Genomic DNA, 23,479 nt, shown 5'->3' with positions numbered 1-23,479 from the left:
TTTTTGAACAACAACCAAGAATTGATCACTAATGATCAATGACCGTTAAACTAGCCGTCTCAATGTTTCTAACAGCACTTCTTGATTAAAAGTGCTTTTTGTAATGTAGGCGTTAGCACCGGCTTGTGCACCAATTCTTCTATCCTCGTCTGTAGCGAGGGAGGTGACTAGGATAATCGGTAATTCTTTATATTCCTTGTGTTGGCGAATTTTTACCGTCAAGCCCAAGCCGTCTAAATTCGGCATCTGAATATCAGAGACGACCGCATCAAAAGAGCGGGTTTTCAGTTTATTGTAGCCATCCAATCCATCGACGGCGGTAACAACTTCATAACCGGCAGATTCGAGAATGCGTTTTTCTTGAGTACGAGTGGCGATCGAGTCTTCCACTAGCAGAATCGTTTGTTTTTCCGCTGCCGGCTCCGTTGCAGTGACGGGTTTAATCCCCCTAGATGGCCGGCGAACCGACTTGATCAAATCCTGAGGATTTAACACCATACAGACTTCACCCGTGCCCAAAATCGTTGCGCCGGCAACATTTCGTACTCGCTGGAGCAATTTACTTTGAGGTTTTAACACCACATCTTGCTCATCAAGCAGCGCATCTACCAGCAGCCCCAGGCATTCTTCACCTATCTTCAAAATAATACAAGGCTGTTGCTTGTCGTTTCTTATTTCTTGTCCCTCATCCGCTGGTTTCGAGAAATTATTGTTGAGTGAGGGCATTTCCAACAAATTTGCCAGTGGCGCAACTGATATAGGTTGACCATCTAAGATTATGGTATCGCGGCCTTCAATTGTAAAAATCTCACTCTCAGCCACCAGCCGAGCCATTTGCACAAACTCCACCGGCAAAGCATAGGCAATATCATTAACGGCAACCAACAGCACATGGGCTGTAGACAGGCTCGTTCCCAGATTCAGGCGCAACGTGCATCCCTTTCCGGGTGCCGATTCTACATGAATGCTGCCTTTGAGGTGCTCGACATTGGTTCGCACCACATCGAGTCCCACACCTCTGCCGGAGACTTCTGTTACAAATGTTCGAGTTGAAAAACCGGGCGCAAAGATCAGAGCCTGAATTTGATGAAGTGTCATGGTTGCCAGTTCTTCTTCCCGACAGATGCCACGTTTGATTGCCGTGCGTTTAATACTTTCGATGTCCAAACCCCGCCCATCATCAGCAACCTCAATAATAATGTTGGTGGCGGTTTGGTAACCTCGCAGCCGAATGGTGGCTACTGGCGGTTTGCCCATTTGCAAGCGCTCTGCCGGTGTTTCGATGCCATGATCAATCGCATTGCGAAGGATATGCATTAAAGGATCTTTCATTTCTTCCAAAATGCGCTTATCTGCCTTGGTTTCTCCTCCTTCAATCACGAGTTCTACTTCTTTGCTTTGCTGTCTGGCGAGATCGCGCACCATGCGGGGAAATAAATTAAAAATTGTGGACAGAGGCAGCAGGCGCAGGGTGCGAATTCCTTCCTCTAATTCATCGGCGACGGTGTCGAGTCGGGCAGTGTCTTCATAAACGGCATTTCTGAGGCGATTAACGAGCGAACCTAACTGCTCTAAGCGTTCTTCAGCTCGATGGTGCAAGTTTTGTACTTGCTTAAGCGTGCCATTGCGAGCTGAGGGGCGCAGGTGGAAGTTACCCGCAAGCTTTGGGTTGATGTCGGAGTTTCGCCCGTTTGGAACTTCGACTTTCAAGCCCCGCTCTAATTCGTCGAGGGCAAAACGATTGACAAAAACATCCCGGCTCCACTCTTCCCACAAGCTGACGATTTGCTCGATTTCGCCGAGTCGGTGGGCGATCCGAATTTTGGCGACGGTTAATTCACCGGCTTGAGTCATGAGGGCATCGAGATTTCGAGTTTCAACGCGAATGGTTTCGATGCGGTAGGTATCACTGCTGATTTTGACGGCATCAGTCGGGGGGGGAAACTGCAAGCCGGTGGCTGCCGGTTGAACCGGCGCGGCTGAGAAGTACCCGTTGCCGGTTAATGGCTGAGGTTGCTGGTTAGCGGTGATGTTTGGTGTTTGTAAAACTTGAGCCGGCATCCTATCAGTTGGCGCTGCTGATGAGCTGGCAGCGATCATGTTTCCATCCTCAGCAAGGGTGGGCACAAGTGTTGCAGCAGATGGGGACGTCTGCTGGATAGGTGACATCCGGGCGAGGACGTCTGCTGGGTTGGTGCCGGTAGGTTCGCCAGTGACGGCTTCGTGAACAAGTTGGCGGATGCCATCCAATCCGTAAGATAAGTTATCGCAAAGAGCTGAGGTAAAGCTGAGTTCGCCAAGTTTGACTGCCGTGAAAATATTCTCTAGCTGATGCGCGAGGGTGCCCACATCTTTGACGCCCAGCATTCCGGCATCACCTTTGATGCTGTGGGCTTCTCGCAACATTTCTTCTAATTTGGCATTGTCGTTGGGGAATTTTTCTAAAAAGAGCAAGCCGCGATCAAGTTTTTGTAAATGCTCTTCACAGACGATTTTGAAGGTGGTACGAAGTTCGTCGTCTTCAATATAGCGATGACTTTTTTGCCCGCTGATGAGTTGTGAGTTTTCAGCGGGGGTTGGGAGTTGAGGGTTGGGGATAGGCGATCTATGATTTTGCCAGCGATCAGGTGTTTCTCGCCTAGGGTGTGTGATGTGCTGTTGTGCTGCTACCTCGCTCTCTTGTTCACTTGTATGAGTCGGGGCTGCCGGTGCGGGCTTTGTTTCTGGGGTTGGCTTGATAATTTCAACCGTTTCTTCCTTAACCTGTAGGGGTTTTGGGGGTTGAGTATCGGCTCCCATCAAGTGAGCAAGGGCATAAAATGTGTTGATGCCGCTGGGTTCGCCAGTGACGGCTTCGCGGACGAGTTGACGAATCGCATTTAACCCACCCGACAAGCGATCACATAGTGCTGGGGTGAGGCTGGCTTCGCTGCGCTTTATGGTGCCCAGAATATGTTCTAGCTGGTGGGCTAGGGTGCCGACATCTTTGATGCCTAACATATTGGCATCTCCTTTCAGGCTGTGGGCTTCCCGCATCAATTCATTTAGCCCACTTAGATCGTCGGGGTATTTTTCTAAATGCAGCAGCCCTTCATCAAGTTTCTGCAAATGTTCTTCGCTGGCATCTTTGAAGGTAATTCGGAGTTCTTCATCTTCGATCATCATAAATATCGGCTCCTTTACAAAGTTAGGCGGAGTAATTGATGTTTAGAATGTTTGTGAAACCCAGAAACTGACGATTAGTTAATAGATAAAGGCTTTAAGTGAACGGAATAGCTGCTGATGAGCCTAGCTGTTGGCTTTTGGGCTGGGCGACCTGATGGCGGATATTTGGAAGCTTCTCTATAATTCGGCTGTCTATGCCGGCACCACTCAGTTGCGATTGCCTAGATGCTTTGCCTGTGTTTAATAAAGTGAGGGACTGTTCAATCAATGCGTCTATTTGATCTTCTAGCCTTCGTCTTTGGTAGAAAACTTGTTCATTATTTCTTAAAAATTCTTTATATTTTGCAATAAAATAACATTCGAGTGTCTGGGTGATTTTCCCGAGGCCCAGCAGCCTATGGCTTTCTTTTAAAAAAGGTTTTCCTTCAGTTGGGATATCTTTTAACCTGTCCAAAACTTGAAGGGTGCTGCTGTAAATGCGCTCTGTCAAGACGGTGACTAAAATCTCGAAAATAGCACGGGCGATTAGAATCCTGTTTCTTAAGTTTAGGTTACCAATCATTACAGCCTCTCTGAGAATCTAAGCGGATGCTTAATAAATAGTAAAAGTTTCTAGATGGCGAAACCTTGGTACTGCTACACTAGACGAGGAAATGGCCATGCTTGCTCTCGTCATTGTTACTCAAGATGGGAGGGTTTCAGTTTCTCCTTCCTCGGCCAGTTTTTGCGCTTACTAAGTCGATTTATTGATATACCTCCTGTTTTTTATCCTAACTTATTTATTCGGTTAAATGAATTTGATATTTTAAAGGTAATCTTTGCCGTTGGCATGGATGCACCTTATTCTAAAAACTTCTTTGTTTTTAGAATTCATGATAAGATTTTGATGACTATAGATGCGCTGCCATTTGGCTTACTTTGTCTGACTGTGCTTTTCCATTATTGAGCGAAAATGCACTATCTATAATAAATTTAACTTTAGTTTAATGAATCGTGTCTAAAGTTGTTTCTTGAAGTTAATCTAAAAATATTTTTATTTTTCTTATTTTTCTGGACTCAATTTTAATTTTATTAGATTTAAAAACCAATAATTTAAAAATTAAAGTTATTAAACTTATAAAAAAGTAAAGTAGTGTATGACAGTTGACTTGGCACTTAACTTGGTTAAAAAATATTATTTTCAAGGTTAATTTATTTAATATGGCTTACCGAGAAACTATTTTTGAATTGAAAAGCAAAATTTTAGCCAAGGCAGTCAGGGGAATGCTTGTTTCCAGTCCTTGGTAAATTTCTTGCTTGTTCAAAACTATGTTCTTGATAGCCGGTGCTGCACGAGCCAAAAGTTGTTCCTTCTTAAGCCAGCACCTTCATGCCTTTGTGATTAATTGCTTTATCCATATACCTTCTGCCTGCGAATGAACTAAATGTGATATTATTAGTGTTCCCATCATCATTAATTACTAACCAAATATTTGCCATTTTATCGTGAAGTTTTGAAGGGGCAAACACAGCCCTAGTGTTGCTTCAGCAGGGTTTCACACAGGAGTCGTGGGCAAGACGCCAAAAATTTACACGCTAAAGCCGGCACAGCCTTCACTCAGAGTAGAAGCCGGCAAAAAACTTGCCCCCGGAATTATTCTGTCCCCGATGCAAGAATTTCAAATTTCAGAATTACCTAATTCCGGTATCATCCCCACTTGTATTGACAAGTAGAAAACATTGTTCTTTAATCTAATATCTTAAATGGTATAAGGTGGCTCAGCTTGTTTTCGCAAGCCAGTTGGCTAGGATGCAGCAGTCAAACAGTGCTATCCAAAAAGTGTAGAAATTTTAAATATTCTCGTAAAAATTTGCGCCCCGACACTAATATCGGGGTGTTTCTCCTGAGCAATAATTAACATGAGCTGGACACAGCATTCACCTAGGCGAATTGCTATGCCGGCACCCTCAATGGGAATTAGCTCAAACCAACCTTAAACTGAACTCGGCGCGGAAGTGGAAGCGGCGAGTTCTTCCAAGCGTTCCTGCTGATCTTGGCCTATACAGGATTGAATAAGCTGTTCGATTTCACCTTCCAAGACAGGGGTAAGGGTGAAATTTTGTCCAAGCCGGTGATCCGTGACGCGATTATCTTTGTAATTGTAAGTGCGGATCTTTTCCGAACGTGCGCCGGTGCCAACTTGGGAACGCCGCATGGATGTGACGGCTTCTTGTTGCTCCCGCAGCTTCAGCTCATAAAGCTTGGCCCGCAAAATTTGCATAGCCCGCTCTCTGTTTTGTAGCTGGGAACGTTCTTCGGTGCAGAAGATGCGGATGCCAGTTGGTTTGTGGAACAAGTCAACCGCTGTTTCCACTTTGTTGACGTTTTGGCCGCCGGCACCCCCAGAACGAGCAGTTGTCAGTTCTATTTCCTTCGGATCAATGTGGACTTCTACATCATCCACTTCTGGCATGACGGCCACGGTTGCCGTTGAAGTGTGGACACGTCCACCGGCTTCTGTTACCGGCACCCGCTGTACCCGATGGACGCCGGCTTCAAATTTGAGCTTGCTGTAAACTTGATCGCCTTGAATTTCTAGAACAGCCTCCTTAAATCCGCCCATTTCTGCTAAAGATTCGCTCACCAGCTTGACTCGCCAATTTTGGTTTTCAGCATAGCGAGAATACATCCGCAGTAAATCGCCGGCCCAAATACTGGCTTCATCTCCGCCGGTGCCGGCGCGGATTTCCAGCATGATGTTTTTATCATCATTCGGGTCGCGGGGCAGCAACAATATTTTCAGGCGTGTCTCTAAGCTTTCCAGCTTGGCTTCCAGTTCTTCAACTTCCAGCGCTGCCATCTCTTGCAGATCAGGATCGCTGTTTGATTCCTTAAGCACTTGCCGAGTGCCGATCAATTCCTGCTGAGTTGTTTTCCAAATCTCATAGGTATCGACCACTTCTTCTAGAGAAGAACGAGCCTTAGCCACCCGCTGGTATTCATTCGGCTCTCTGGCCACATCTGGGTCAGCCAGACGGCGGGTTAACTCGTTGAAGGTTTGCTCAACGGATTTTAGCTTGTCGAGCAGATAAGTCTCAGCCATGTCGCGATCACCAGTCAAAATAGGAGGGTTTATCAGCGTTTTTTAGCGCTCAGCGGCTACTGTGTTTAGTGGCCTAGGGCTGAGTGCTGAGTTTTGAGTTAATTCAAAACTCAATTCCTCAAAACTTCTTGCTGACAGCCCTGCTACCTTTTCTTTTTGCCTTGCTCGCCTGCAGGAGCTTCGCTTCCCATGCCGTACTTACGCAAGAAGCGCTCAACGCGGCCTTCTGTGTCAATAATTTTCTGGGTGCCGGTGTAGTAGGGGTGGTTGCCAGACCAAACATCAACGTGCAGTTCGGGCTTTGTGGAACCAATCGTCATGACTAATTCCCCGTTGCAGTAAACCTTGGCGTCGGGATACCACTGGGGATGAATATCAGGTTTTGCCATCGTTTTCGACTCTTAATCGGTTGACTCTGAAATCATTTTAACGCTCATTGGCCTGTATCGTTTGCCCTGAGTCCTTTGCGTTTAAATAAGGGGCAAAGGACAGAAGACAAAGGACGTTTGACTTAGCGCTTAGAGTATTGAGGTGCCTTACGGGCTTTACGCAGACCGTATTTCTTCCGTTCTTTGGCGCGGGGATCGCGGGTTAAATACCCTTCGATTTTCAACGGTTGGCGGTTGTCTGGGTCTAGCTGGCAAAGGGCACGGGCGACGCCTAGACGAATGGATTCTGCTTGGCCGGTCAATCCGCCGCCTTGAACTTTAACCAGGATGTCATATTCATTTTCCAGGCCCAAGGTTTCTAAGGGAGCCTTGGCGGCAGCTTGATAACCGGCATTAAATTGCAGGTAATCTTCTCCAGTTCGACCGTTGATGAGCAGCTGGCCGGTACCGGGAACCAGGCGCACTCGTGCGACGGATGATTTACGGCGTCCGGTGCCCCAGTACATGGCGCGACCGCTTTGTTCGGTTGCTTGCATTAGTCTTGTCCTCCGGGAATCGTTTGAATATTCAGGGTTTGGGGTTTTTGAGCTTCGTGGGGATGGTCGGGTCCGGCGTAGACTTTGAGATTGGTAAACAGTTGTCTGCCGAGGCTGTTTTTGGGCAGCATCCCCTTCACGGCTTGCTCAACGATCCTTTCGGGGATGCGAGCTTGCAATTTGGCGAAGGTTTCTGTTTTCATGCCGCCCGGTCTGCCGGAAGTGCGCCGGTAGAGTTTCTGGGTGCGTTTTTTGCCGGTGACGTTGATTTTTTCGGCATTTACCACGATCACAAAGTCCCCGGTATCGATGTGAGGGGTGTAGATGGGTTTGTTTTTACCCCGTAAAATCATGGCGACTGCAGTAGCCAGCCGGCCTAAGCGCTGGTCAGCGGCATCCACAACGTACCAGTTTTTCTCGATAGAAGTTGGATTGGGTAGGAAAGTTTTGTTTTCGCTCATTTGTCATTATGTCCTTTGTCATCTTTAAAAAATCTTTTGTTTTTCGTCTTTTGTCATTTGCGCTGGGACAAGGGACGAAGAACCAAAGACGAATTTGGGCATGGTGTCAAACCAGATATCTGGGGGAAACGGGGAGTCGGGATAGCCAACTCTTAGCAAGCAGAGTCCGTGAGCCGGTGCTGCATACTTGACTTCTTCACGGCGCTCGTTTGTCCACAGTTCTTGGAAATTGGCCAGCGACCGCTGTCCCCTGCCCACTTGAACCAGCAGCCCGACGAGCAGGCGCATCATGCCATAGAGGAAGCCATTGGCTTGCACTTCGATATGAAGGAATGGCCCTTGCCGGTAGCACTCAGCGACGTGTACTTCCACCCAAGAATGCTTGCGCTGCGATCCAGCTCGGTGAAAAGCAGCCAGATGATGGTAACCAACCAGCGGTTTTAAGGCTGCTTGGATTAATGATTCATCTAAGGGAGCATGATAATAATGCCAAGCAAAGGGTTGCACAAACAAGTTGGGTTGCGCTTCTGTATAGAGGCTGTAGCGATAACGACGCCACTCGGCACAGAAGCGAGCGTGCCAGTCTGAAGGCACTGAGGCCGAGGCCCGAACCAGAACATCTTTGGGCAACCTGGTATTGAGAACTGCTGCCCACCGATGGCCCGGAATGGTGCCGGTGGCATCAAAGTGAGCGACCTGAGCTGCTGCGTGGACGCCGGCATCGGTGCGACCGGCTCCATAAAGAGTCACTGGCCGATTGAGTACAGATTGCAAGACTTTTTCAATGTCTTCCTGCACACTTCGATGATGGGGTTGCCGTTGCCAACCATGAAAATGAGTGCCCAGGTATTGAATCACCAGGGCAATTCGCTGTGTGTTGGTTGGGCAATGTGCGCTATCCATCTTTTGCAAATTACTAACAGCTAATTGCTAATTCCCATTAGCCATCAACCATTAGCATTCGCCAATGACCAATGACCCATGACATCAAACGAGTTCGATAATCGCCATTTCAGCATTGTCACCTCGTCTGGGCATGGTTCGCAGAACCCGGGTATACCCGCCGTTTCGATTGCCATAGCGAGTAGCCACTTGTTCAAACAGCGCATGGACGAGCTGTTTGTCGTAGATATAGCCGAGGGCTTGGCGGCGGGCAGATAGAGAGCCATCTTTGGCCAAGGTAATGATCCGGTCAGCTTCCGAGCGAACCGCTTTGGCCCGCGTTTTTGTGGTAGTAATCCGACCGTGGCGGAGCAGCTCGGTGGTCAGCGCTCTGAGCAAAGCCCGACGCTGATCTGCCGGCTTACCGAGTTGAGGAACACGACAACCGTGACGCATAGGGAATTCTAAAGTATAATTACAAAGTGAGAAATCAGAATGAAAAAGGGAGAAGGGAAAAGTGGAAAATTAGTTTTTCCCGCGTGCTTGTCCCTTGTCCCTTTTTTAGGTGGTTTTCGCCGATTTTTCTTGCGGCAGCGTAATGCCTAAACGCTTCTGCAAAGCTTCAATCACTTCTTCAGCGGACTTTTGACCGAAGTTTTTGATCTCTAAAAGATCTTCTTGGCTGTAATCCAGTAAGTCGGCTACTGAGTTAATTTGCGCCCGCTTGAGACAGTTATAGGCTCGCACTGAGAGCTGCAACTCTTCAATTGGAATCTGGCTGGTTGGATCTTCTGGGAATTCATCGGCTTTATCCAGTGTCTCAAGGTTGATATCCTTGAGCGGATTGAACAGATCAACCAGAATATTTGCAGCTTGGCTGAGAGCCTCTTGGGGGGTGAGGCTGCCATTCGTCCAGATTTCCATAATTAGCCGATCTTTCTCCAGAGAACCCCCAACGCGGGCATCCTCAACGCTGTAGTTGACTTTACGAACCGGCATAAAGATCGCGTCAATCTGGAGAAAGTCTAACGCAGGAGCTTCGTCGCGACTGCGGTCAACCGCTCGATAGCCTCTGCCTTTTTCAATCCGAAATTCCATTTCCAAAGTGGCTCCCTCTGAGAGGGTGGCCACATATTGGATCTGATCGACCACTTCGACCTCAGATGGCAGATCGAACTGTGATGCTGTAACGGTAGCTGGCCCATTTACGAGCAATCGACCAATCTGGGGTTGAGAGGAATAGGTTTTGAGGACAACTTCCTTCATGTTGAGGAGGATTTCCAGCACATCCTCCCGCACCCCCGGAATAGTGGCAAACTCGTGATTAACCCCCGCAATGCGGACAGCCGTCACTGCCGCACCTTCCAGGTTAGACAGTAGCACCCGCCTCAGCGCATTGCCGACCGTGGTTCCTTGCCCCCTCTCCAGCGGCTCCAAAACAAATTTGCCGTACTGGCCCTGGTCTTTCTCAGTGTTGGACTCTACACATTCAATCTGAAACTGCGCCACGGAGTGACCTCCCTTCTCCTTGATCCCTGGAAGGCTCACATAGCCTCCCTCTATGAATGCTGGCTTGATACCCAGCTGTGTTTCCTCAGGCAAAAGTCAAAGAAATTCTTTGTTGTGTTTTGCCTGTTGGCTGTCGAGTGCCTAAACTCGCCGCCGTTTTGGTGGGCGGCAGCCATTGTGGGGAATTGGGGTAATGTCCCGAATCAGTGTGATTTCTAGCCCAGCACCTTGTAAGGCACGTATCGCAGTTTCTCGACCCGATCCTGGCCCACTCACCATCACTTCTATTTGGCGCATACCCTGGTCGCCGGCTCGTCTAGCCGCGCTCTCAGCTGCTGTTTGAGCGGCAAAGGGGGTGCCTTTTTTGGCTCCCTTGAAGCCGCTAGAGCCGGCTGAGGCCCAGGAAATCACCTCACCGTTTTGATCGGTGATCGTGACAATGGTGTTATTAAAGGTAGACTGAATGTAGGCTACCCCATTGGGGACGTTCCGTTTTTGCTTCCGCGCCCCTGTTTTTTTTGGTGTTTGTCGCGCCATATCGGTCTGTTTGAGAGGGTTTTAAGTTGATTGTTGTTAGTTCTAGAAGGCGCTTACTTCTTAGCCGCTGCCTTCTTCTTACCGGCAACGGTCCGACGGGCACCGCGACGGGTTCGAGCATTTGTGCGGGTTCTCTGTCCCCGAACTGGCAGTCCCAAGCGATGGCGGCGACCCCGGTAGGTGCCGATATCCATGAGGCGCTTGATGTTCATCCCCTCTAAGCGCCTGAGATCCCCTTCAACTTGATAGTCGCTTTCTACCGCTTCTCTTAAGGCCGCTACATCCGCGTCACTTAAATCTTTGATGCGGGTGTCAGGATTGACACCCGTGGCGGCTAGAATATCTTTGGACCTAGATAGCCCAATCCCATAAATGTAGGTCAGACCGATTTCGACGCGCTTATCGCGAGGAAGGTCTACCCCGGCAATCCGTGCCACGTTTTTTTCTCCCTATTCTTTACTTTGTTGCTAAAAATCTCAAATGGGCAGATGCCAGATGGACATCTCTGTGAGATTTGGGTAAGCTAACCTTGACGTTGCTTGTGTTTCGGGTTAGAACAAATTACCATGACCCGACCGCGACGACGAATGACGCGGCATTTCTCGCAAATCTTTTTGACTGATGCTCTAACTTTCATGCCTTTTTTGGCAGCACTACAAACGTAATATTATATCAATTTCTGTTGGGATTGCAAAAAACTCAGCAAATTTTTCCTTGTCTGAGTTTTTTAAACCGTTTTATCTAAAGCTACTTCTTGCGAAGCCGGTAAGTAATTCTCCCTTTCGTCAAGTCATAGGGCGTTAGCTCGACTTTGACGCGATCTCCTGGCAAAATTTTGATGTAATTGCGCCGGATTTTGCCGGAGATATGAGCGAGAACATTAAACCCATTATCTAGGTCAACGCGAAACATCGCATTGGGCAGGGATTCAGTCACCGTGCCTTCCATCTCAATTAAATCTTGCTTAGCCAATGTGTTTTTTCCTTGACGCGACTGTATCTAGAACTCAACCCAACAGTTTTTTTCTTTCCACTGAGTCTGGAACTGCTCAGGGCACTCTAGCTTTACATATCTTAGCAAAGCTTTCACCCAAAGCAGTCTGACACTTATCAGGCAAGCAGTCTTGACTCAGATGAAGAATTTGAGTGAACGGTCAGGCAACGCCCTCAGTCCCGCGCACTGGCGTGCCGATCAGGACTCAATGAGTTGTTTGAGTGCGGTCGTGACCTCCTGCATCGATTGATTGCCATTAACAGAAACGAGCTGCTGCTGTCCGCTGTAATAGTCAATCAGCGGTGCTGTTTGTTCCCTATAAACTTCCAGACGCCGGCGAATGGTCTCTTCGTTATCATCTTTGCGCCCTCGGCTTAGCATTCGTTCCACCAAGACGGCATCAGGCACGTCTAAGTTGACAACACGATCCGAGTGCTGTTCTAATTCTTGGAGCAGCTTATCCAAAAAGGTAGCCTGAGTGACGTTACGCGGGAAGCCATCTAAAATCCAGCCGGCTTTAGCATCCGGTTGGCCCAGACGTTCCCGCACCATCTCCAGGATCAGCTCATCAGGCACTAACTCGCCGCGATCCATGTATCCTTGGGCTTTTTCACCCAAAGGAGTTTTTTCTGCGACGCAGGCTCGCAAAATATCGCCGGTTGAAATATGGGGAATGTGGCAAAGCTCAGCGAGTAGATGAGCTTGTGTGCCTTTACCGGCTCCTGGAGGCCCTAAAAAAATCAATCGCGTCACTACTGCTTCACCATTCCTTCGTATCGCTGGGAAATCACGTAAGTTTGAATTTGTTTCGCCGTATCAATGGCAACCCCCACTAAAATTAGCAGTGAGGTTGCGCCAAGCCCCTGAAACGTCTTAACACGAGTCGCCGTTTCCACAACTGTTGGCACGATGGCCACCAAACCGAGGAAAATAGCACCTAAGAAGGTTAGCCGGTTTAAAACGCGCTCGACATACTCACTCGTGGTCCGACCTGGACGAATACCCGGAATACTAGCTCCCATCTTTTTCAAGTTTTGAGCCATATCCACTGGGTTAACGATTAAGGAAGCATAGAAATAGCTAAAGAACAAAATCAAACTCAGGTAGAACGCTTCATAGAGAAATGGGATAGGACCCCCAGGACTCAGATATTGAGCGATTTTGATTAACAGATCGTTGCGAGTGAATTGAGCTAAGGAATAAGGCAAAATCAAGACAGCTGACGCAAAGATGATGGGCATGACGCCCCCTTGATTCAAACGCAGCGGCAAATAGCTTTTTTGCTCTTTATAAAGGCGTTTACCGACTTGCCGGCGTGCTGAGATGATGGGAATTCGCCGAGTTCCTTCTTGAACAAATACAATCCCCACAATCATGATCAAGAAAACGATCAGTAGCATGATGACGCGACCAACGTTTTCCCGGCCTCCTGTTTGGGCGTATTCAATTGTTTGCCCTAAGGAGCGGGGTAGTACCGCCACAATGTTGAGGAAAATTAACAGGGAAGCCCCATTGCCAATCCCCCGTTCTGTAATCAGTTCTGACACCCACATGACAAACATAGAACCGGCAGTGAGAGCCAGCGCCGTGAAGGCGATAAATAAAGGGCCAGGATTGATCGCAGCTTGGGAATTAGAAATCCACAGGGCAATACCAATACTTTGAATAATCGCCCATCCCAAGGCCACATAACGAGTAATCTGGGAAATTTTCCGCCGGCCCGCTTCCCCTTCATTTTTCTGCAACTCCTCTAAAGCCGGAATTGCTGCTGTCATCAGCTGCAAAATGATAGAAGCGTTAATGTAGGGCAAAATTCCTAGGGCGAAAATTCCCAAAGTGCGAATGCCGCCTCCAGAGAAAAAGTCCAAAAAACCAATTAATGGACTGTTGCTAATGTTGGCTTCAAACGCATTTCGATCAACGCCCGGTACGGGTAAGAATACGCCCAATCGTACCAATATCAGCAGACCGACAGTGACAAGCAGCCGACCTCGGAGGCCGGCAGCTTGAGCCATCTGCATAAAGGTTTCTTGAGCAGTTGGAGCTTTGTCTCGACTAACGACCATTCAGGCATCCCTCTCCTACATAGATTGGCAAGGACGCTGGGCACTCCTAGCAATCGCCAAGGCTGCTAACTTCCCCTTCCAGATACAACTTCACAACTGCCACCCGCAGCTTCAATTTTGGAACGGGCGCTAGCTGTAAAGGCAGAGGCTTTTACGTTAAGTGGGACGTTCAAATCCCCATCGCCTAAAATTTTCAGCGAGCCGTCATTTGATGTGACAATACCGGCCTCCATGAGTGAGGCTAAAGTCACTTCTGTGTTGGCGGGGAGTGAGGCCAGCGATCTTACATTAATCGTAGTGTAATGTTTACGATTAATGACGGTAAAGTGCTTAAGCTTGGGCAAGCGCCTGTAAAGAGGCATTTGACCACCTTCAAAACCGGGCCGGGTACTGCTACCCGATCTGGCTTTTTGACCGCGCATTCCTTTGCCGGCGCTAGCACCTTGGCCGGCAGCAATACCCCGACCTAAGCGGCGTTTGCGCTTTGTAGAGCCCTTTTTGGGCACCGCATCTTGTATTCTCATACTCTTCAGTTGTTTTTTGTCTTTTGCCCTTCATCGTTTGCCCTTCGTCCCTGGTTTTTACACCTTTGACTGGTGACAAGTGACAAGTGACTAAATGTAGAGATTTTCAATTGGAATTCCGCGCTCTTCGGCCACATCAGAAAAGGTGCGGAGACCGGATAAGGCATTGACTGCCGCGCGGGCATTATTTAGAGGATTGTTCGAGCCAAGTTGCTTGGCTAAAATATTGCGGACACCGGCCAGTTCCAGTACCGTCCGCACAGCTCCCCCGGCAATTACCCCAGTTCCAGGTGAAGCAGGACGCATCATCACTTTGGCTCCAGTTGCCGCCCCATTTGCGGGATGAGGGATGGAATTGGACTTGGTGAGGGGAACCTCAATCAAGTGCTTTTTGCCATCAACCACGCCTTTTTTAACAGCACTGATTACGTCACTTGCTTTGCCTACGCCAACACCCACTTGGCCCCGTTCGTTGCCAACAACGACGATCGCGCGGAAGCTGAGTTTTTTACCGCCTTTCACCACTTTGGTAACGCGGCGGATCTGAACAACCCGCTCTTGCCACTCGGTTTCTTTTTCGCGATTGCGACTGCTTTTTTTACGTCGCTGTTGCTGTTGTTGTTCCGCCATAGTTTTGTCCTTTTAAGTTAGTTTTGAATTTTGATTTTTGAGTTTTGAGTCGTGATTTCATTCAAAACTTAAAACTCAAAACTCAAAACTCTTAAAAATCTAAGCCGGCTTCACGAGCGGCTTCTGCTAGCGCTTTGACGCGACCGTGGTACAGGTTGCCACCGCGATCAAAAACGACTTTCTCAATGCCTTTGGCCAGCAATCGCTGTGCGATCAGCTTTCCAACTTGAGCCGACGCTTCACAGTTAGAGCCAGAGTTCACTTCTGATTTTAGCTCTGTGTCTATCGTCGAGGCCGCCACTAAGGTCTGGTGCTGGGTATCGTCGATCACCTGTGCATAAATATGCTGGTGAGAGCGAAACACTGCCAGTCTGGGACGATCTGGGGTGCCAAACACCTGGCGTCGAACGCGCCGGTGCCGGCGCTTGATTGATTCTGTACGAGTCAGCTTCATTTCTTACCCTTACCTCCTGCCTTACCAACCTTACGTCTGACGACTTCACCGGCATAGCGAATGCCTTTGCCTTTATAGACTTCCGGGGGTCGGACAGCGCGAATTCTGGCGGCAGTGTTTCCCACGATTTCTTTATCAATGCCGCTGACAACCACATTTGTGTTGTTTTCCACGGCGATTTGGATACCGTCAGGCGGTTGAATTTCAACGGGTTTGCTGTAGCCCACGTTGAGAATCAGCGTTCGCCCTTGGGTTTGCGCCCGATAACCAACGCCTTGGATTTCCAGGCGTTTTTGAAAGCCTTGGGAGACGCCATCAACCATGTTAGACACTAAGGTTCGGCATAATCCGTGGCGCTGACGTGCTGGCCGGGACTCATCCTTGCGCTTGACGTGTAATGTGCCATCTTCCTCTTCGACGGTGACTTCTGCCGGCAAAACTCTAGAAAGTTCACCTTTTGGCCCCTTAACTGCTACCTGCTGCCCCTCAATTGCGACCGTCACTTTATTGGGGATAGGAATGGGGCGCTTGCCAATGCGAGACATAACTGGTTTCTCCTTAAGAATTCAGAGTTGGGAATTCAGAATTCACACTGGGGATTGAAAAAGATTTTTTCACGCCCCAGTTGTGATTTCTGAGTTTTACCAGACATAACAAAGCACTTCCCCACCTACGCCGGTTCGCCGAGCTTCGCGATCGGTCATAATGCCAGACGACGTAGAAATGATGGCAATACCAATGCCCCCCAAAACTCGTGGTAATTCTTGTCGGTTTGAGTAAACCCGCAACCCAGGCTTACTGACTCGCTTTAGTGCTGTAATAATCGGTTGCCGGTTCTTTCCTTTGTACTTTAAGGAAATCACCAGATGCCGTGTTACTCCTTCGCCTGCTTCTTCATACTCAGCAATAAAACCTTCATCTTTTAAAACTTTGGCTATATTGCGAGTCATTTTAGTGGCCGGCACCTCAGTTGTTTGATGCCGCGCTAGGCTGGAGTTGCGAATGCGCGTTAGCATATCTGCAATCGTATCGTTAACCGCCATCGTTCCCTCCTTATAAAACTGCTTTAGTTAGTCCGGAAGGGCATACCCATTTCTTTGAGCAAGGCGCGGCCCTCTTCGTCGGTGTTTGCAGTTGTGATGATTGAAATGTCCATACCACGAATTTGATCGATGGTGTCGTATTCGATTTCTGGAAAAATTAGCTGCTCTCTGACGCCTAGAGTGTAATTCCCCCGGCCATCAAAACTCTTGGGACTAACGCCTCGAAAATCCCGAATTCGGGGCAGGGACAGGTTAATGAGTCGCTCTACGAAGTCGTACATCCGCTCAGACCTGAGAGTGACCATAATCCCAACCGGCATTCCTTTGCGGATTTTAAAGCCGGCGATGGCTTTTTTCGCGCGAGTGACTACTGGCTTTTGACCTGTAATAATCCCAACTTCTTTGATAGACGCTTCCATTGCCTTAGCATTCTGAGCGGCATCCCCTAACCCACGGTTAACGGTGACTTTCACAAGCTTGGGCACCTGATGAATGTTCCTATAATTGAACTGCTCCATCAGTTTTGGAACAATCGTCTCGATGTACTGAGTTTTGAGTTTTCCTGGCATAATTTTTTGATCCTTACTTTCCCTGGGCTTGGTCAGAGAATTCGTCATTTCTCGTTAGTCATTTGTCCAAAGCGCTGTGCATAAGGGACAGATGACAATTAATCAATGATTTCTCCGGTCTTTTTGAGCATCCGTACCTTCCGACCCTCTTCGGTAAAGGTATAAGAGACGCGGCTGGCAACTTTTTGCTTGTTGGAGTAAAGCATGACATTGGAGCTGTGGATCGGGGCTTCATAGTTGATGATTTTGCCCGATTCACCTTCTTGCTGGGGTTTAACGTGCTTGGTTTTGACGTTAACCCCTTTAACCACCACTTTGCTTTCTCTAGGAAGGGTTTGGAGAATTTCTCCCACCTTACCCTTATCCTTGCCGGCGATCACCTGAACAGTGTCACCTTTTTTGACGTGCATTTTGTAGCGAACTACAGGGTTTTCACTTTTTTTGGCCATCAGAGTACCTCCGGCGCGAGGGAAACAATTTTAGTGAAGTTCTTGTCACGCAGTTCGCGAGCCACCGGCCCAAAGACGCGGGTTCCTCGCGGGTTGCCATCTTGGTTAATAATCACGGCGGCGTTATCATCAAAGCGAATGCTCATGCCACTGTCCCGGCGCAGTCCCTTACGGGTACGGACGATGACAGCACGCACGACATCCGACTTTTTGACGGCTTGATTCGGAGTGGCATCTTTAACGACGGCAATAATCACATCGCCCACACCGGCATAGCGCCGATTGCCCCCCAGAACGCGGATGCACATCAATTTGCGTGCACCGCTGTTATCTGCCACATTTAAGTAGGTCTCTTGCTGAATCACGGTTCGGTTTCCTTTGTCCTTGTTTTAGGAGGCGCTGTTGAGAACTTCGATCACCGTCCAGCGTTTGGTGCGACTCAGGGGCCGAGTTTCCTGAATGCGGACGCGATCGCCTTCCTTACATCGGTTTTCTTCGTCGTGAACTTTGTAACGCTGGGTGCGAACCATAATTTTGCCGTATTTAGGGTGGGGCGAGCGGTTTTCGATAGCCACCACAACGGTTTTTTGCATTTTGTCGCTGACAACCAAGCCAACTCGTTCTTTAACTGCCATGTTTACCTACTCCTGGGTTGCCGCTTGTGAGGGGACTTGTTGCGTGGATGACCGCATGCGCTCGGATTCTACAGTCATCAGCTGGGCCAACCGATGTCGGGCGTGCTTGAACTGATGGGATTTTTCTAACCGGCGAGTCGCTTGCTGCAACCGCAATTCAAACAATTGGCGTTTGACAGCCAAAATTTCCTCACCCAGTTCCTCGTCACTTAAGCTTCTTGCTTCTTCAATCTTGGGAAAAGGCATATTCTATGACTGCTCCTCTTCACGCGAGATGAACTTTGTTTTGATGGGCAGCTTATAGGCAGCCAAGCGCATTGCTTCACGGGCTATCTCTTCAGTGACGCCCCCAATTTCAAAGAGAATTCGACCGGGTTTGACCACGGCTACCCAGAATTCTGGCGAACCTTTACCGGAACCCATCCGGGTTTCGGCAGCCCGCATGGTTACGGGTTTGTCTGGGAAAATGCGAATCCAGATTTTGCCACCCCGGCGAATGTAGCGGGTCATGGCACGACGGCTGGCTTCAATTTGGCGGGAGGTGATCCAGGACGGCTCTAGCGCTTGGAGGGCAAACTCGCCAAAGTTGAGTGTGTTGCCCCTAGTTGCCTGACCTGTCATCCGTCCGCGCTGCTGCTTGCGGAATTTTGTTCTTTTAGGACTTAACATGATTTGTCAGTTGTCAGTTGTCAGTTCTAAGAATGCCGGCTGCGGGCGCTCAGCTGTCAGTCGTTGGCTGTGATCCTTTTGGCGGCTGACCGCTGACCGCTGACCGCTGACAGTCCCAACAGATAACTGATGAGGTTTTACAGTTATCCTTCATTTGAGCGGTCTTCAAACTGCTGGCGGCGTCGCTGTTGCCGGCGCTTGGGCTGAGCCACGTTTGTCGGAGCCACGTCTTGCTGTCCGGGAATGATTTCGCCTTTGAAAACCCAAACTTTGACGCCAAGAATTCCATAAATGGTTTTGGCGGTGCAGTAGGAGTAGTCAATGTCTGCGCGTAAGGTGTGCAGGGGCACTCTTCCTTCGCGAGTCCATTCGGTGCGGGCGATTTCTGCGCCGTTAAGGCGACCGCTGACTTGTATTTTGATGCCTTCCACACCGGCTTTTTGGGCGCGTTGGATGGCTTGGCGCACAACTCGTCGGAAGGAAACCCGCCGCTCTAATTGTCCGGCGATGTATTCGGCAATTAACGCTGCATCGGCGTCTACTCTAGCCACTTCCACAACATTAATGCGGATTTGGCGGTTGCCGCCACCGAGCATTTCTAGAAGGCCGGTGCGTAAACTTTCGATACCTTGGCCACCCCGTCCCACAACGACGCCGGGTCGGGCTGTGCGGACTTCTAGATCGATCTGGTCAGCTTTGCGTTCAATACGCACTTCAGAAATCCCTGCATTACTGAGGGTTTTCTGCACGTACTTGCGGATTTTGTGATCCTCTTGCAAAACTTCTGGATAACGATTGGAATCGGCAAACCAGCGCGAGCGGTGTTCTTGGGTGACACCTAAACGAAAACCGACTGGATGTATTTTTTGTCCCACGGATGCGTCCTCTAACGACTTTAGATTTCAGATTTTGGATTTTGGATTGAATCTAAAATCTAAAATCCAAAATCCAAAACCGCTCCTGCTTTCTAAATTAGTCTTCTAATGCAGGAGCCACAGCCACGGTAATGTGACAGGTTGGCTTCCGAATTTGGTAAGCGCGACCTTGAGCGCGAGGCCGGAAGCGCTTGAGTGATGGCCCTTGATCCGCAAATGCCTGACTGACCGTTAGCTTAGCCGGGTCAAGCCCCAGATTGTGTTCAGCATTGGCGACGGCTGAGCGGAGCACGTTCAGCACCGGCTCACAGGCACGGTAAGGCATAAACTCCAGAATAATCAGCGCTTCCCGATAGGAACGCCCCCGAATCTGGTCAAGCACCCGACGCACCTTATGAGGAGACATCCGAATGTATCGCGCGATCGCTTTGACTTCTTCAGTGGTTTCAATAGCCATAATAAAATTGAGAATTGAGAATTGAGAATTGAGAATTAAGAATTAAGAATTAAAAACGATTATCTCTTTCTTCATTCTTAATTCTTTGTTCTAAATTCATCTAACGACGTGCCTTTTTATCGCCCTTAGCGTGTCCCCGGAAAGTTCGGGTCGGGGCAAATTCACCTAATTTGTGACCGACCATTTGCTCGGTCACATAGACGGGTACGTGCTGCCGTCCGTTATGGACGGCGATGGTGTGACCAACCATCAGGGGCAAGATTGTTGAGGCGCGTGACCAGGTTTTGATGACCTGTTTTTCGCCTTTGGCATTCAAGTTTTCTACTTTGGTAAGCAGATGGTCAGCAACGAAAGGACCTTTTTTGAGAGAACGACCCATAGTTCAATTTTGAATCTTGGATTTTTGATTGATGCGCGGAGTCTAGATTTCGGAGGTTTTTTTGAAGCTCGAAAATCTAAAATTGAAAATTCTAGGACTCTCTACCGCCACGCCCTCGTTTGGAGGATTTACGGCGACGGCGCACAATTAAAGCGCTACTTTGTTTCTTGCGCTTACGAGTCTTGGCACCCAAAGCTGGCTTACCCCAAGGTGTCACTGGGCCGGATCTACCGATTGGCGCTTTGCCCTCACCACCGCCGTGTGGGTGATCAACCGGGTTCATTACGCTGCCTCGGACAGTAGGCCGGATGCCTTTCCACCGAGTCCGCCCTGCTTTGCCAACTTTGATGTTTCTGGCCTCAAGGTTGCCAACTTGGCCAATGGTGGCATAGCACTCGCGCCGCACCATCCGGACTTCACCCGAAGGCAGTCTGAGGGTGACATAGTTGCCTTCTTTGGCCATTACCTGAGCGGTTGCGCCGGCAGCTCGAACTATTTGGCCACCCCGACCGGGTGTCAGTTCTACGTTGTGGACGCCTGTCCCTAACGGGATATTGCCCAAAGGCAAGGCGTTGCCAATTTCAATCGGGGATTCGGGTCCGGAAATGATGTGGGTGCCGACGGTTAACCCAACGGGATGAAGAATGTAACGCTTTTCTCCATCTTGGTAGTACAGCAGTGCAAGCCGAGCGTTACGATTCGGATCGTACTCAATAGCTGCAACTTTCGCTGGGATATTGTGCTTGTTACGGCGAAAGTCAACAATCCGGTACAGGCGCTTGTGGCCCCCACCCCGGTGCCGGGTTGTAATGACACCACGATTATTCCGGCCTTTGGGGCGGTGTCGTGAGCGGGTTAGCGATTTTTCTGGCTCATCACGCGTCACCTCGGAAAAGTCGGAGACGGTGCGTTGGCGTGTGCTTGGTGTGTATGGCCGGTAAGAACGGATGCCCATAACTTTTTTCTCAGTTGTCAGTTGTCTGTTGTCTACTGTCCGCTTTTAGTGGCCTTTCGCACGCTTCGGTGATGCCACTGACTGCTGGCGAATTTAGACTTCTGGGAACAAGGTGATGGTATCACCCGGTGCCAAAGTTACAATTGCACGTTTGTAGAGCGCTTTGAACCCTACAAATCGGCCAACCCGTTTCTTTTTGCGCGGCGGTCTTTGAGTGTTGACACTCAGGACTTTGACATTAAACAGGTATTCAATTGCGGCTTTAATTTCTGGTTTGGTCGCTTTGGGAACAACTTCAAATGTGTATTTGTTTAGTTCCATTAACATCGTTGCTTTTTCGCTAACGATGGGGCGATGGATTAAATCGGCTAGTCCGCGCTGATTGTATTCACTCACTGTACACCTCCTGAATTTTAGCCAGTGCCTCTGCACTCACAACAATTTTGTCTGCATGAAGCAGATCAAAAATATTCAAGTTTGCTGCTGATATGAGCTTTAAATTCGAGACGTTGCGAGCTGATAAGTAAACGTTTTCTTCTCGCTCGTCCAAGATCAACAGAACCTTGGCGTCTGGCTCAATTCCCCAACGCGTGAAGGCGGCCAATAATTCTTTGGTTTTTGGACGTGATAGCTGTTCTTTAAAGTCGCTCACCACGATCATGTCTTCGGCGGCCCGACTTTGGAGAACGGTCCGAAGCGCCAGACGCCGCTCTTTGCGGTTCATTTTGATGTCATAATCTCTGGGTTTGGGTCCAAAGATTACGCCGCCGCCCCGCCACAGGGGTGAACGGATAGAACCGGCACGGGCGCGACCTGTTCCTTTCTGACGCCAGGGTTTGCGTCCGCCACCTCTGACTTCGGCTCTGGTTTTGGCGCTGGCTGTTCCCTGCCGCCCATTGACCTGTTGCAGTCTCAATGCTCTGTGGACAATGTGTGCGGCGTTTTCTTCTTTCGCCACTCTTAAATCTAGCGTTGCTTCGGAGACTTCTTGTCCTTGCCAGTCTCGCACTACACAAGTAACCATGTTTTTTGTCCTTTGTCTTTTGTCTTTTGTCTTTTGTCTTTATTTCGCCTGCAAATGACGCTTGACAAATGACTACCGACCTACTGTTGTTGCCGGCTTGATGCTGAGTAAGGCTCCAGGTTTACCGGGAACGGCTCCTTTAATTAGCAGCAGGTTGCGCTCGGCATCTACGCGAACGATTTCCAGCTTGCGAATGGTGACTTGTTTGCCACCCAGGCGACCGGCCATCCGCTTGCCAGGGTAAACCCGACCGGGGGTTGTGCCTGCGCCGGTGGAACCGGGTAGTCTGTGATTTTTGGAACCGTGAGCCATTGGCCCGCGCTTAAAGTTGTGTCGTTTTTGATAGCCGGCAAAGCCCCGACCGATGCTGGTGCCAACGACATCTACAATTTGGCCGGCGGTGAACATATCGGCTTTAAGTTGCTGCCCCAGTTCATAATCGCCGGTGTTATCCAAGCGATACTCAAGCAGGTGACGCACCGGCGTGGTACTGGACTTGGCCAGATGCCCCAGCAGCGGTCTATTAAGAGCTTTCGGTTTCACATCGCCGTACCCAACTTGGATGGCTGTGTAGCCATCTGTTTGTTTGGTTTTAATCTGTGTAACGGGGCATGGACCGGCTTGGATGACGGTGACAGGAATTGATCTCCCTTCAGCGTCAAATACTTGGGTCATGCCGAGTTTTGTGCCAATAATACCTACAGCCACGGGTTTAAGGGTCTCCCTTTTTTACGCACTACTATATATTCGGATTACGGGCGCGACTATGACCTTTGCTCCCATAAACCTTTGTTAGAACAACCAGCCAGCAGCAATCCCCTAAACTTTTAGGAGATTAACTGTGAGGGCGATTTACCAACAATTTAATCAGCCTTTTGAAAGCTGCCATTTGCCGAGTATTTACTTCGGCTTGCGGAGGTTTCCCTTTTGGACTTAAGCAGTTTGCTGCTTAGTATCCGATTTAGAAGCGACAGCGCTTTGCTGACCCAGTGGGACAACAGTGCCCTCGATCTTTTTTCCTGCTTGGCCGATCCTTTAGAAGCGCAGTGTCACATACTCTGGATCTGCTCAGGATAGACTTGGGGGTTCTGTTCCACCTCTGTCAACACTTCCGAGCGTTTACCTCTCTTGCGAAGAGGTCTTTGCCTGAATTTTTGCCGACAATCTAAGATACTAAACCATCTTGCGGCACTTG

General features: G+C 49.1%; 34 protein-coding genes. 1 reads left to right on the top strand and 33 read right to left on the bottom strand.

Going from position 1 to position 23,479, the window contains the following annotated elements; genetic code table 11:
- Positions 1-45: 45 nt before the first annotated feature.
- Both H6F73_RS02120 and H6F73_RS02115 read right to left on the bottom strand, forming a co-directional pair.
- A complete protein-coding gene (locus H6F73_RS02120; protein WP_190757255.1) occupies positions 46-3,162 on the bottom strand; it encodes an Hpt domain-containing protein in 3,117 nt (1,038 codons plus the stop codon).
- Positions 3,163-3,259: 97 nt separating this feature from the next.
- Positions 3,260-3,727, bottom strand: coding sequence for a hypothetical protein (locus H6F73_RS02115; RefSeq protein ID WP_190757176.1), 468 nt, complete (start codon positions 3,725-3,727; stop codon positions 3,260-3,262).
- Between the two features lie 986 nt (positions 3,728-4,713).
- Between H6F73_RS02115 and H6F73_RS02110 the strand changes: the two genes are divergently transcribed.
- A complete protein-coding gene (locus tag H6F73_RS02110; protein WP_190757175.1) occupies positions 4,714-4,878 on the top strand; it encodes a hypothetical protein in 165 nt (54 codons plus the stop codon).
- A 260-nt stretch (positions 4,879-5,138) separates the two neighbouring features.
- On the opposite strand, the gene prfA is transcribed toward H6F73_RS02110, so the two are convergent.
- The 31 genes from prfA to rplC form a co-directional block, all read right to left on the bottom strand.
- Positions 5,139-6,248, bottom strand: coding sequence for a peptide chain release factor 1 (prfA, locus tag H6F73_RS02105; RefSeq protein WP_190757174.1), 1,110 nt, complete (start codon positions 6,246-6,248; stop codon positions 5,139-5,141).
- Positions 6,249-6,391: 143 nt separating this feature from the next.
- Positions 6,392-6,637 carry a 50S ribosomal protein L31 gene (rpmE, locus tag H6F73_RS02100; RefSeq protein ID WP_190757173.1) on the bottom strand — a complete coding sequence of 82 codons (246 nt, stop codon included), beginning with the start codon at positions 6,635-6,637 and terminating at the stop codon, positions 6,392-6,394.
- A gap of 122 nt (positions 6,638-6,759) precedes the next feature.
- Complete coding sequence (gene rpsI / locus H6F73_RS02095) at positions 6,760-7,173, bottom strand: 30S ribosomal protein S9 (protein WP_190670572.1); 414 nt, start codon at positions 7,171-7,173, stop codon at positions 6,760-6,762.
- Entirely contained in the window at positions 7,173-7,634 is a 462-nt protein-coding gene (gene rplM / locus H6F73_RS02090; RefSeq protein ID WP_190757172.1) for a 50S ribosomal protein L13, read from the bottom strand. The genes rpsI and rplM overlap by 1 nt, the downstream gene beginning before the upstream one ends.
- A 24-nt stretch (positions 7,635-7,658) precedes the next feature.
- A complete protein-coding gene (gene truA / locus H6F73_RS02085; RefSeq protein WP_190757171.1) occupies positions 7,659-8,537 on the bottom strand; it encodes a tRNA pseudouridine(38-40) synthase TruA in 879 nt (292 codons plus the stop codon).
- Between the two features lie 84 nt (positions 8,538-8,621).
- Positions 8,622-8,972 (bottom strand): 50S ribosomal protein L17, encoded by a 351-nt coding sequence (rplQ, locus tag H6F73_RS02080; protein ID WP_190670553.1) that lies wholly within the window; start codon positions 8,970-8,972, stop codon positions 8,622-8,624.
- 105 nt (positions 8,973-9,077) lie between these two features.
- Positions 9,078-10,025 carry a DNA-directed RNA polymerase subunit alpha gene (locus H6F73_RS02075; RefSeq protein ID WP_190757170.1) on the bottom strand — a complete coding sequence of 316 codons (948 nt, stop codon included), beginning with the start codon at positions 10,023-10,025 and terminating at the stop codon, positions 9,078-9,080.
- A 141-nt stretch (positions 10,026-10,166) separates the two neighbouring features.
- Positions 10,167-10,562 carry a 30S ribosomal protein S11 gene (gene rpsK, locus H6F73_RS02070; protein WP_190757169.1) on the bottom strand — a complete coding sequence of 132 codons (396 nt, stop codon included), beginning with the start codon at positions 10,560-10,562 and terminating at the stop codon, positions 10,167-10,169.
- Between the two features lie 53 nt (positions 10,563-10,615).
- The gene (gene rpsM / locus H6F73_RS02065) at positions 10,616-10,999 is read right to left on the bottom strand and encodes a 30S ribosomal protein S13 (RefSeq protein WP_190757168.1); all 384 of its coding nucleotides are present in this window, start codon (positions 10,997-10,999) and stop codon (positions 10,616-10,618) included.
- 86 nt (positions 11,000-11,085) lie between these two features.
- Positions 11,086-11,199, bottom strand: a complete 114-nt coding sequence (gene rpmJ, locus H6F73_RS02060; RefSeq protein WP_006618079.1) for a 50S ribosomal protein L36 — start codon at positions 11,197-11,199, stop codon at positions 11,086-11,088.
- Between the two features lie 110 nt (positions 11,200-11,309).
- Complete coding sequence (gene infA / locus H6F73_RS02055) at positions 11,310-11,534, bottom strand: translation initiation factor IF-1 (RefSeq protein WP_008191178.1); 225 nt, start codon at positions 11,532-11,534, stop codon at positions 11,310-11,312.
- A gap of 219 nt (positions 11,535-11,753) precedes the next feature.
- The gene (locus H6F73_RS02050) at positions 11,754-12,308 is read right to left on the bottom strand and encodes an adenylate kinase (RefSeq protein ID WP_190757167.1); all 555 of its coding nucleotides are present in this window, start codon (positions 12,306-12,308) and stop codon (positions 11,754-11,756) included.
- Positions 12,308-13,621: a preprotein translocase subunit SecY gene (secY, locus tag H6F73_RS02045; protein ID WP_190757166.1), complete on the bottom strand. Its 1,314-nt coding sequence runs from the start codon at positions 13,619-13,621 to the stop codon at positions 12,308-12,310. Before secY ends, H6F73_RS02050 begins: the two co-directional genes overlap by 1 nt.
- 65 nt (positions 13,622-13,686) lie before the next feature.
- The gene (rplO, locus tag H6F73_RS02040; RefSeq protein ID WP_190757165.1) at positions 13,687-14,145 is read right to left on the bottom strand and encodes a 50S ribosomal protein L15; all 459 of its coding nucleotides are present in this window, start codon (positions 14,143-14,145) and stop codon (positions 13,687-13,689) included.
- A 90-nt stretch (positions 14,146-14,235) separates the two neighbouring features.
- Complete coding sequence (rpsE, locus tag H6F73_RS02035) at positions 14,236-14,775, bottom strand: 30S ribosomal protein S5 (protein WP_190670514.1); 540 nt, start codon at positions 14,773-14,775, stop codon at positions 14,236-14,238.
- Positions 14,776-14,866: 91 nt separating this feature from the next.
- The gene (gene rplR / locus H6F73_RS02030) at positions 14,867-15,229 is read right to left on the bottom strand and encodes a 50S ribosomal protein L18 (RefSeq protein WP_190757164.1); all 363 of its coding nucleotides are present in this window, start codon (positions 15,227-15,229) and stop codon (positions 14,867-14,869) included.
- Complete coding sequence (rplF, locus tag H6F73_RS02025) at positions 15,226-15,774, bottom strand: 50S ribosomal protein L6 (RefSeq protein WP_190757163.1); 549 nt, start codon at positions 15,772-15,774, stop codon at positions 15,226-15,228. Before rplF ends, rplR begins: the two co-directional genes overlap by 4 nt.
- Before the next feature lie 96 nt (positions 15,775-15,870).
- Complete coding sequence (rpsH, locus tag H6F73_RS02020) at positions 15,871-16,272, bottom strand: 30S ribosomal protein S8 (RefSeq protein WP_190670506.1); 402 nt, start codon at positions 16,270-16,272, stop codon at positions 15,871-15,873.
- Between the two features lie 23 nt (positions 16,273-16,295).
- On the bottom strand, positions 16,296-16,841 hold the full coding sequence (rplE, locus tag H6F73_RS02015) for a 50S ribosomal protein L5 (protein WP_190757162.1): 546 nt from the start codon (positions 16,839-16,841) through the stop codon (positions 16,296-16,298).
- 98 nt (positions 16,842-16,939) lie between these two features.
- The gene (gene rplX / locus H6F73_RS02010; protein ID WP_190757161.1) at positions 16,940-17,290 is read right to left on the bottom strand and encodes a 50S ribosomal protein L24; all 351 of its coding nucleotides are present in this window, start codon (positions 17,288-17,290) and stop codon (positions 16,940-16,942) included.
- Positions 17,290-17,655: a 50S ribosomal protein L14 gene (gene rplN, locus H6F73_RS02005; protein WP_190670500.1), complete on the bottom strand. Its 366-nt coding sequence runs from the start codon at positions 17,653-17,655 to the stop codon at positions 17,290-17,292. The genes rplX and rplN overlap by 1 nt, the downstream gene beginning before the upstream one ends.
- Before the next feature lie 24 nt (positions 17,656-17,679).
- Positions 17,680-17,925 (bottom strand): 30S ribosomal protein S17, encoded by a 246-nt coding sequence (rpsQ, locus tag H6F73_RS02000; protein WP_190757160.1) that lies wholly within the window; start codon positions 17,923-17,925, stop codon positions 17,680-17,682.
- A 6-nt stretch (positions 17,926-17,931) separates the two neighbouring features.
- A complete protein-coding gene (gene rpmC, locus H6F73_RS01995; protein WP_190757159.1) occupies positions 17,932-18,171 on the bottom strand; it encodes a 50S ribosomal protein L29 in 240 nt (79 codons plus the stop codon).
- Positions 18,172-18,174: 3 nt separating this feature from the next.
- Positions 18,175-18,594 carry a 50S ribosomal protein L16 gene (gene rplP / locus H6F73_RS01990; RefSeq protein WP_190757158.1) on the bottom strand — a complete coding sequence of 140 codons (420 nt, stop codon included), beginning with the start codon at positions 18,592-18,594 and terminating at the stop codon, positions 18,175-18,177.
- Between the two features lie 143 nt (positions 18,595-18,737).
- Positions 18,738-19,469 carry a 30S ribosomal protein S3 gene (gene rpsC / locus H6F73_RS01985; RefSeq protein WP_190757157.1) on the bottom strand — a complete coding sequence of 244 codons (732 nt, stop codon included), beginning with the start codon at positions 19,467-19,469 and terminating at the stop codon, positions 18,738-18,740.
- 97 nt (positions 19,470-19,566) lie between these two features.
- Entirely contained in the window at positions 19,567-19,926 is a 360-nt protein-coding gene (gene rplV / locus H6F73_RS01980; RefSeq protein WP_190670471.1) for a 50S ribosomal protein L22, read from the bottom strand.
- 100 nt (positions 19,927-20,026) lie between these two features.
- Positions 20,027-20,305, bottom strand: coding sequence for a 30S ribosomal protein S19 (gene rpsS / locus H6F73_RS01975; RefSeq protein WP_190670462.1), 279 nt, complete (start codon positions 20,303-20,305; stop codon positions 20,027-20,029).
- A gap of 91 nt (positions 20,306-20,396) precedes the next feature.
- The gene (rplB, locus tag H6F73_RS01970; RefSeq protein ID WP_190757156.1) at positions 20,397-21,260 is read right to left on the bottom strand and encodes a 50S ribosomal protein L2; all 864 of its coding nucleotides are present in this window, start codon (positions 21,258-21,260) and stop codon (positions 20,397-20,399) included.
- Between the two features lie 93 nt (positions 21,261-21,353).
- Entirely contained in the window at positions 21,354-21,656 is a 303-nt protein-coding gene (locus tag H6F73_RS01965; RefSeq protein ID WP_190670454.1) for a 50S ribosomal protein L23, read from the bottom strand.
- Positions 21,649-22,284, bottom strand: coding sequence for a 50S ribosomal protein L4 (gene rplD / locus H6F73_RS01960; protein ID WP_190757155.1), 636 nt, complete (start codon positions 22,282-22,284; stop codon positions 21,649-21,651). Before rplD ends, H6F73_RS01965 begins: the two co-directional genes overlap by 8 nt.
- Before the next feature lie 72 nt (positions 22,285-22,356).
- The gene (gene rplC, locus H6F73_RS01955; protein WP_190757154.1) at positions 22,357-22,992 is read right to left on the bottom strand and encodes a 50S ribosomal protein L3; all 636 of its coding nucleotides are present in this window, start codon (positions 22,990-22,992) and stop codon (positions 22,357-22,359) included.
- Positions 22,993-23,479: the final 487 nt, after the last annotated feature.

The sequence above is a fragment of the Microcoleus sp. FACHB-68 genome (assembly GCF_014695715.1).
In the GTDB taxonomy this organism is placed as follows: domain Bacteria; phylum Cyanobacteriota; class Cyanobacteriia; order Cyanobacteriales; family Oscillatoriaceae; genus FACHB-68.
Note: the sequence above shows the minus strand (reverse complement) of the source record. Positions and strands in the feature narration are given on the sequence as shown.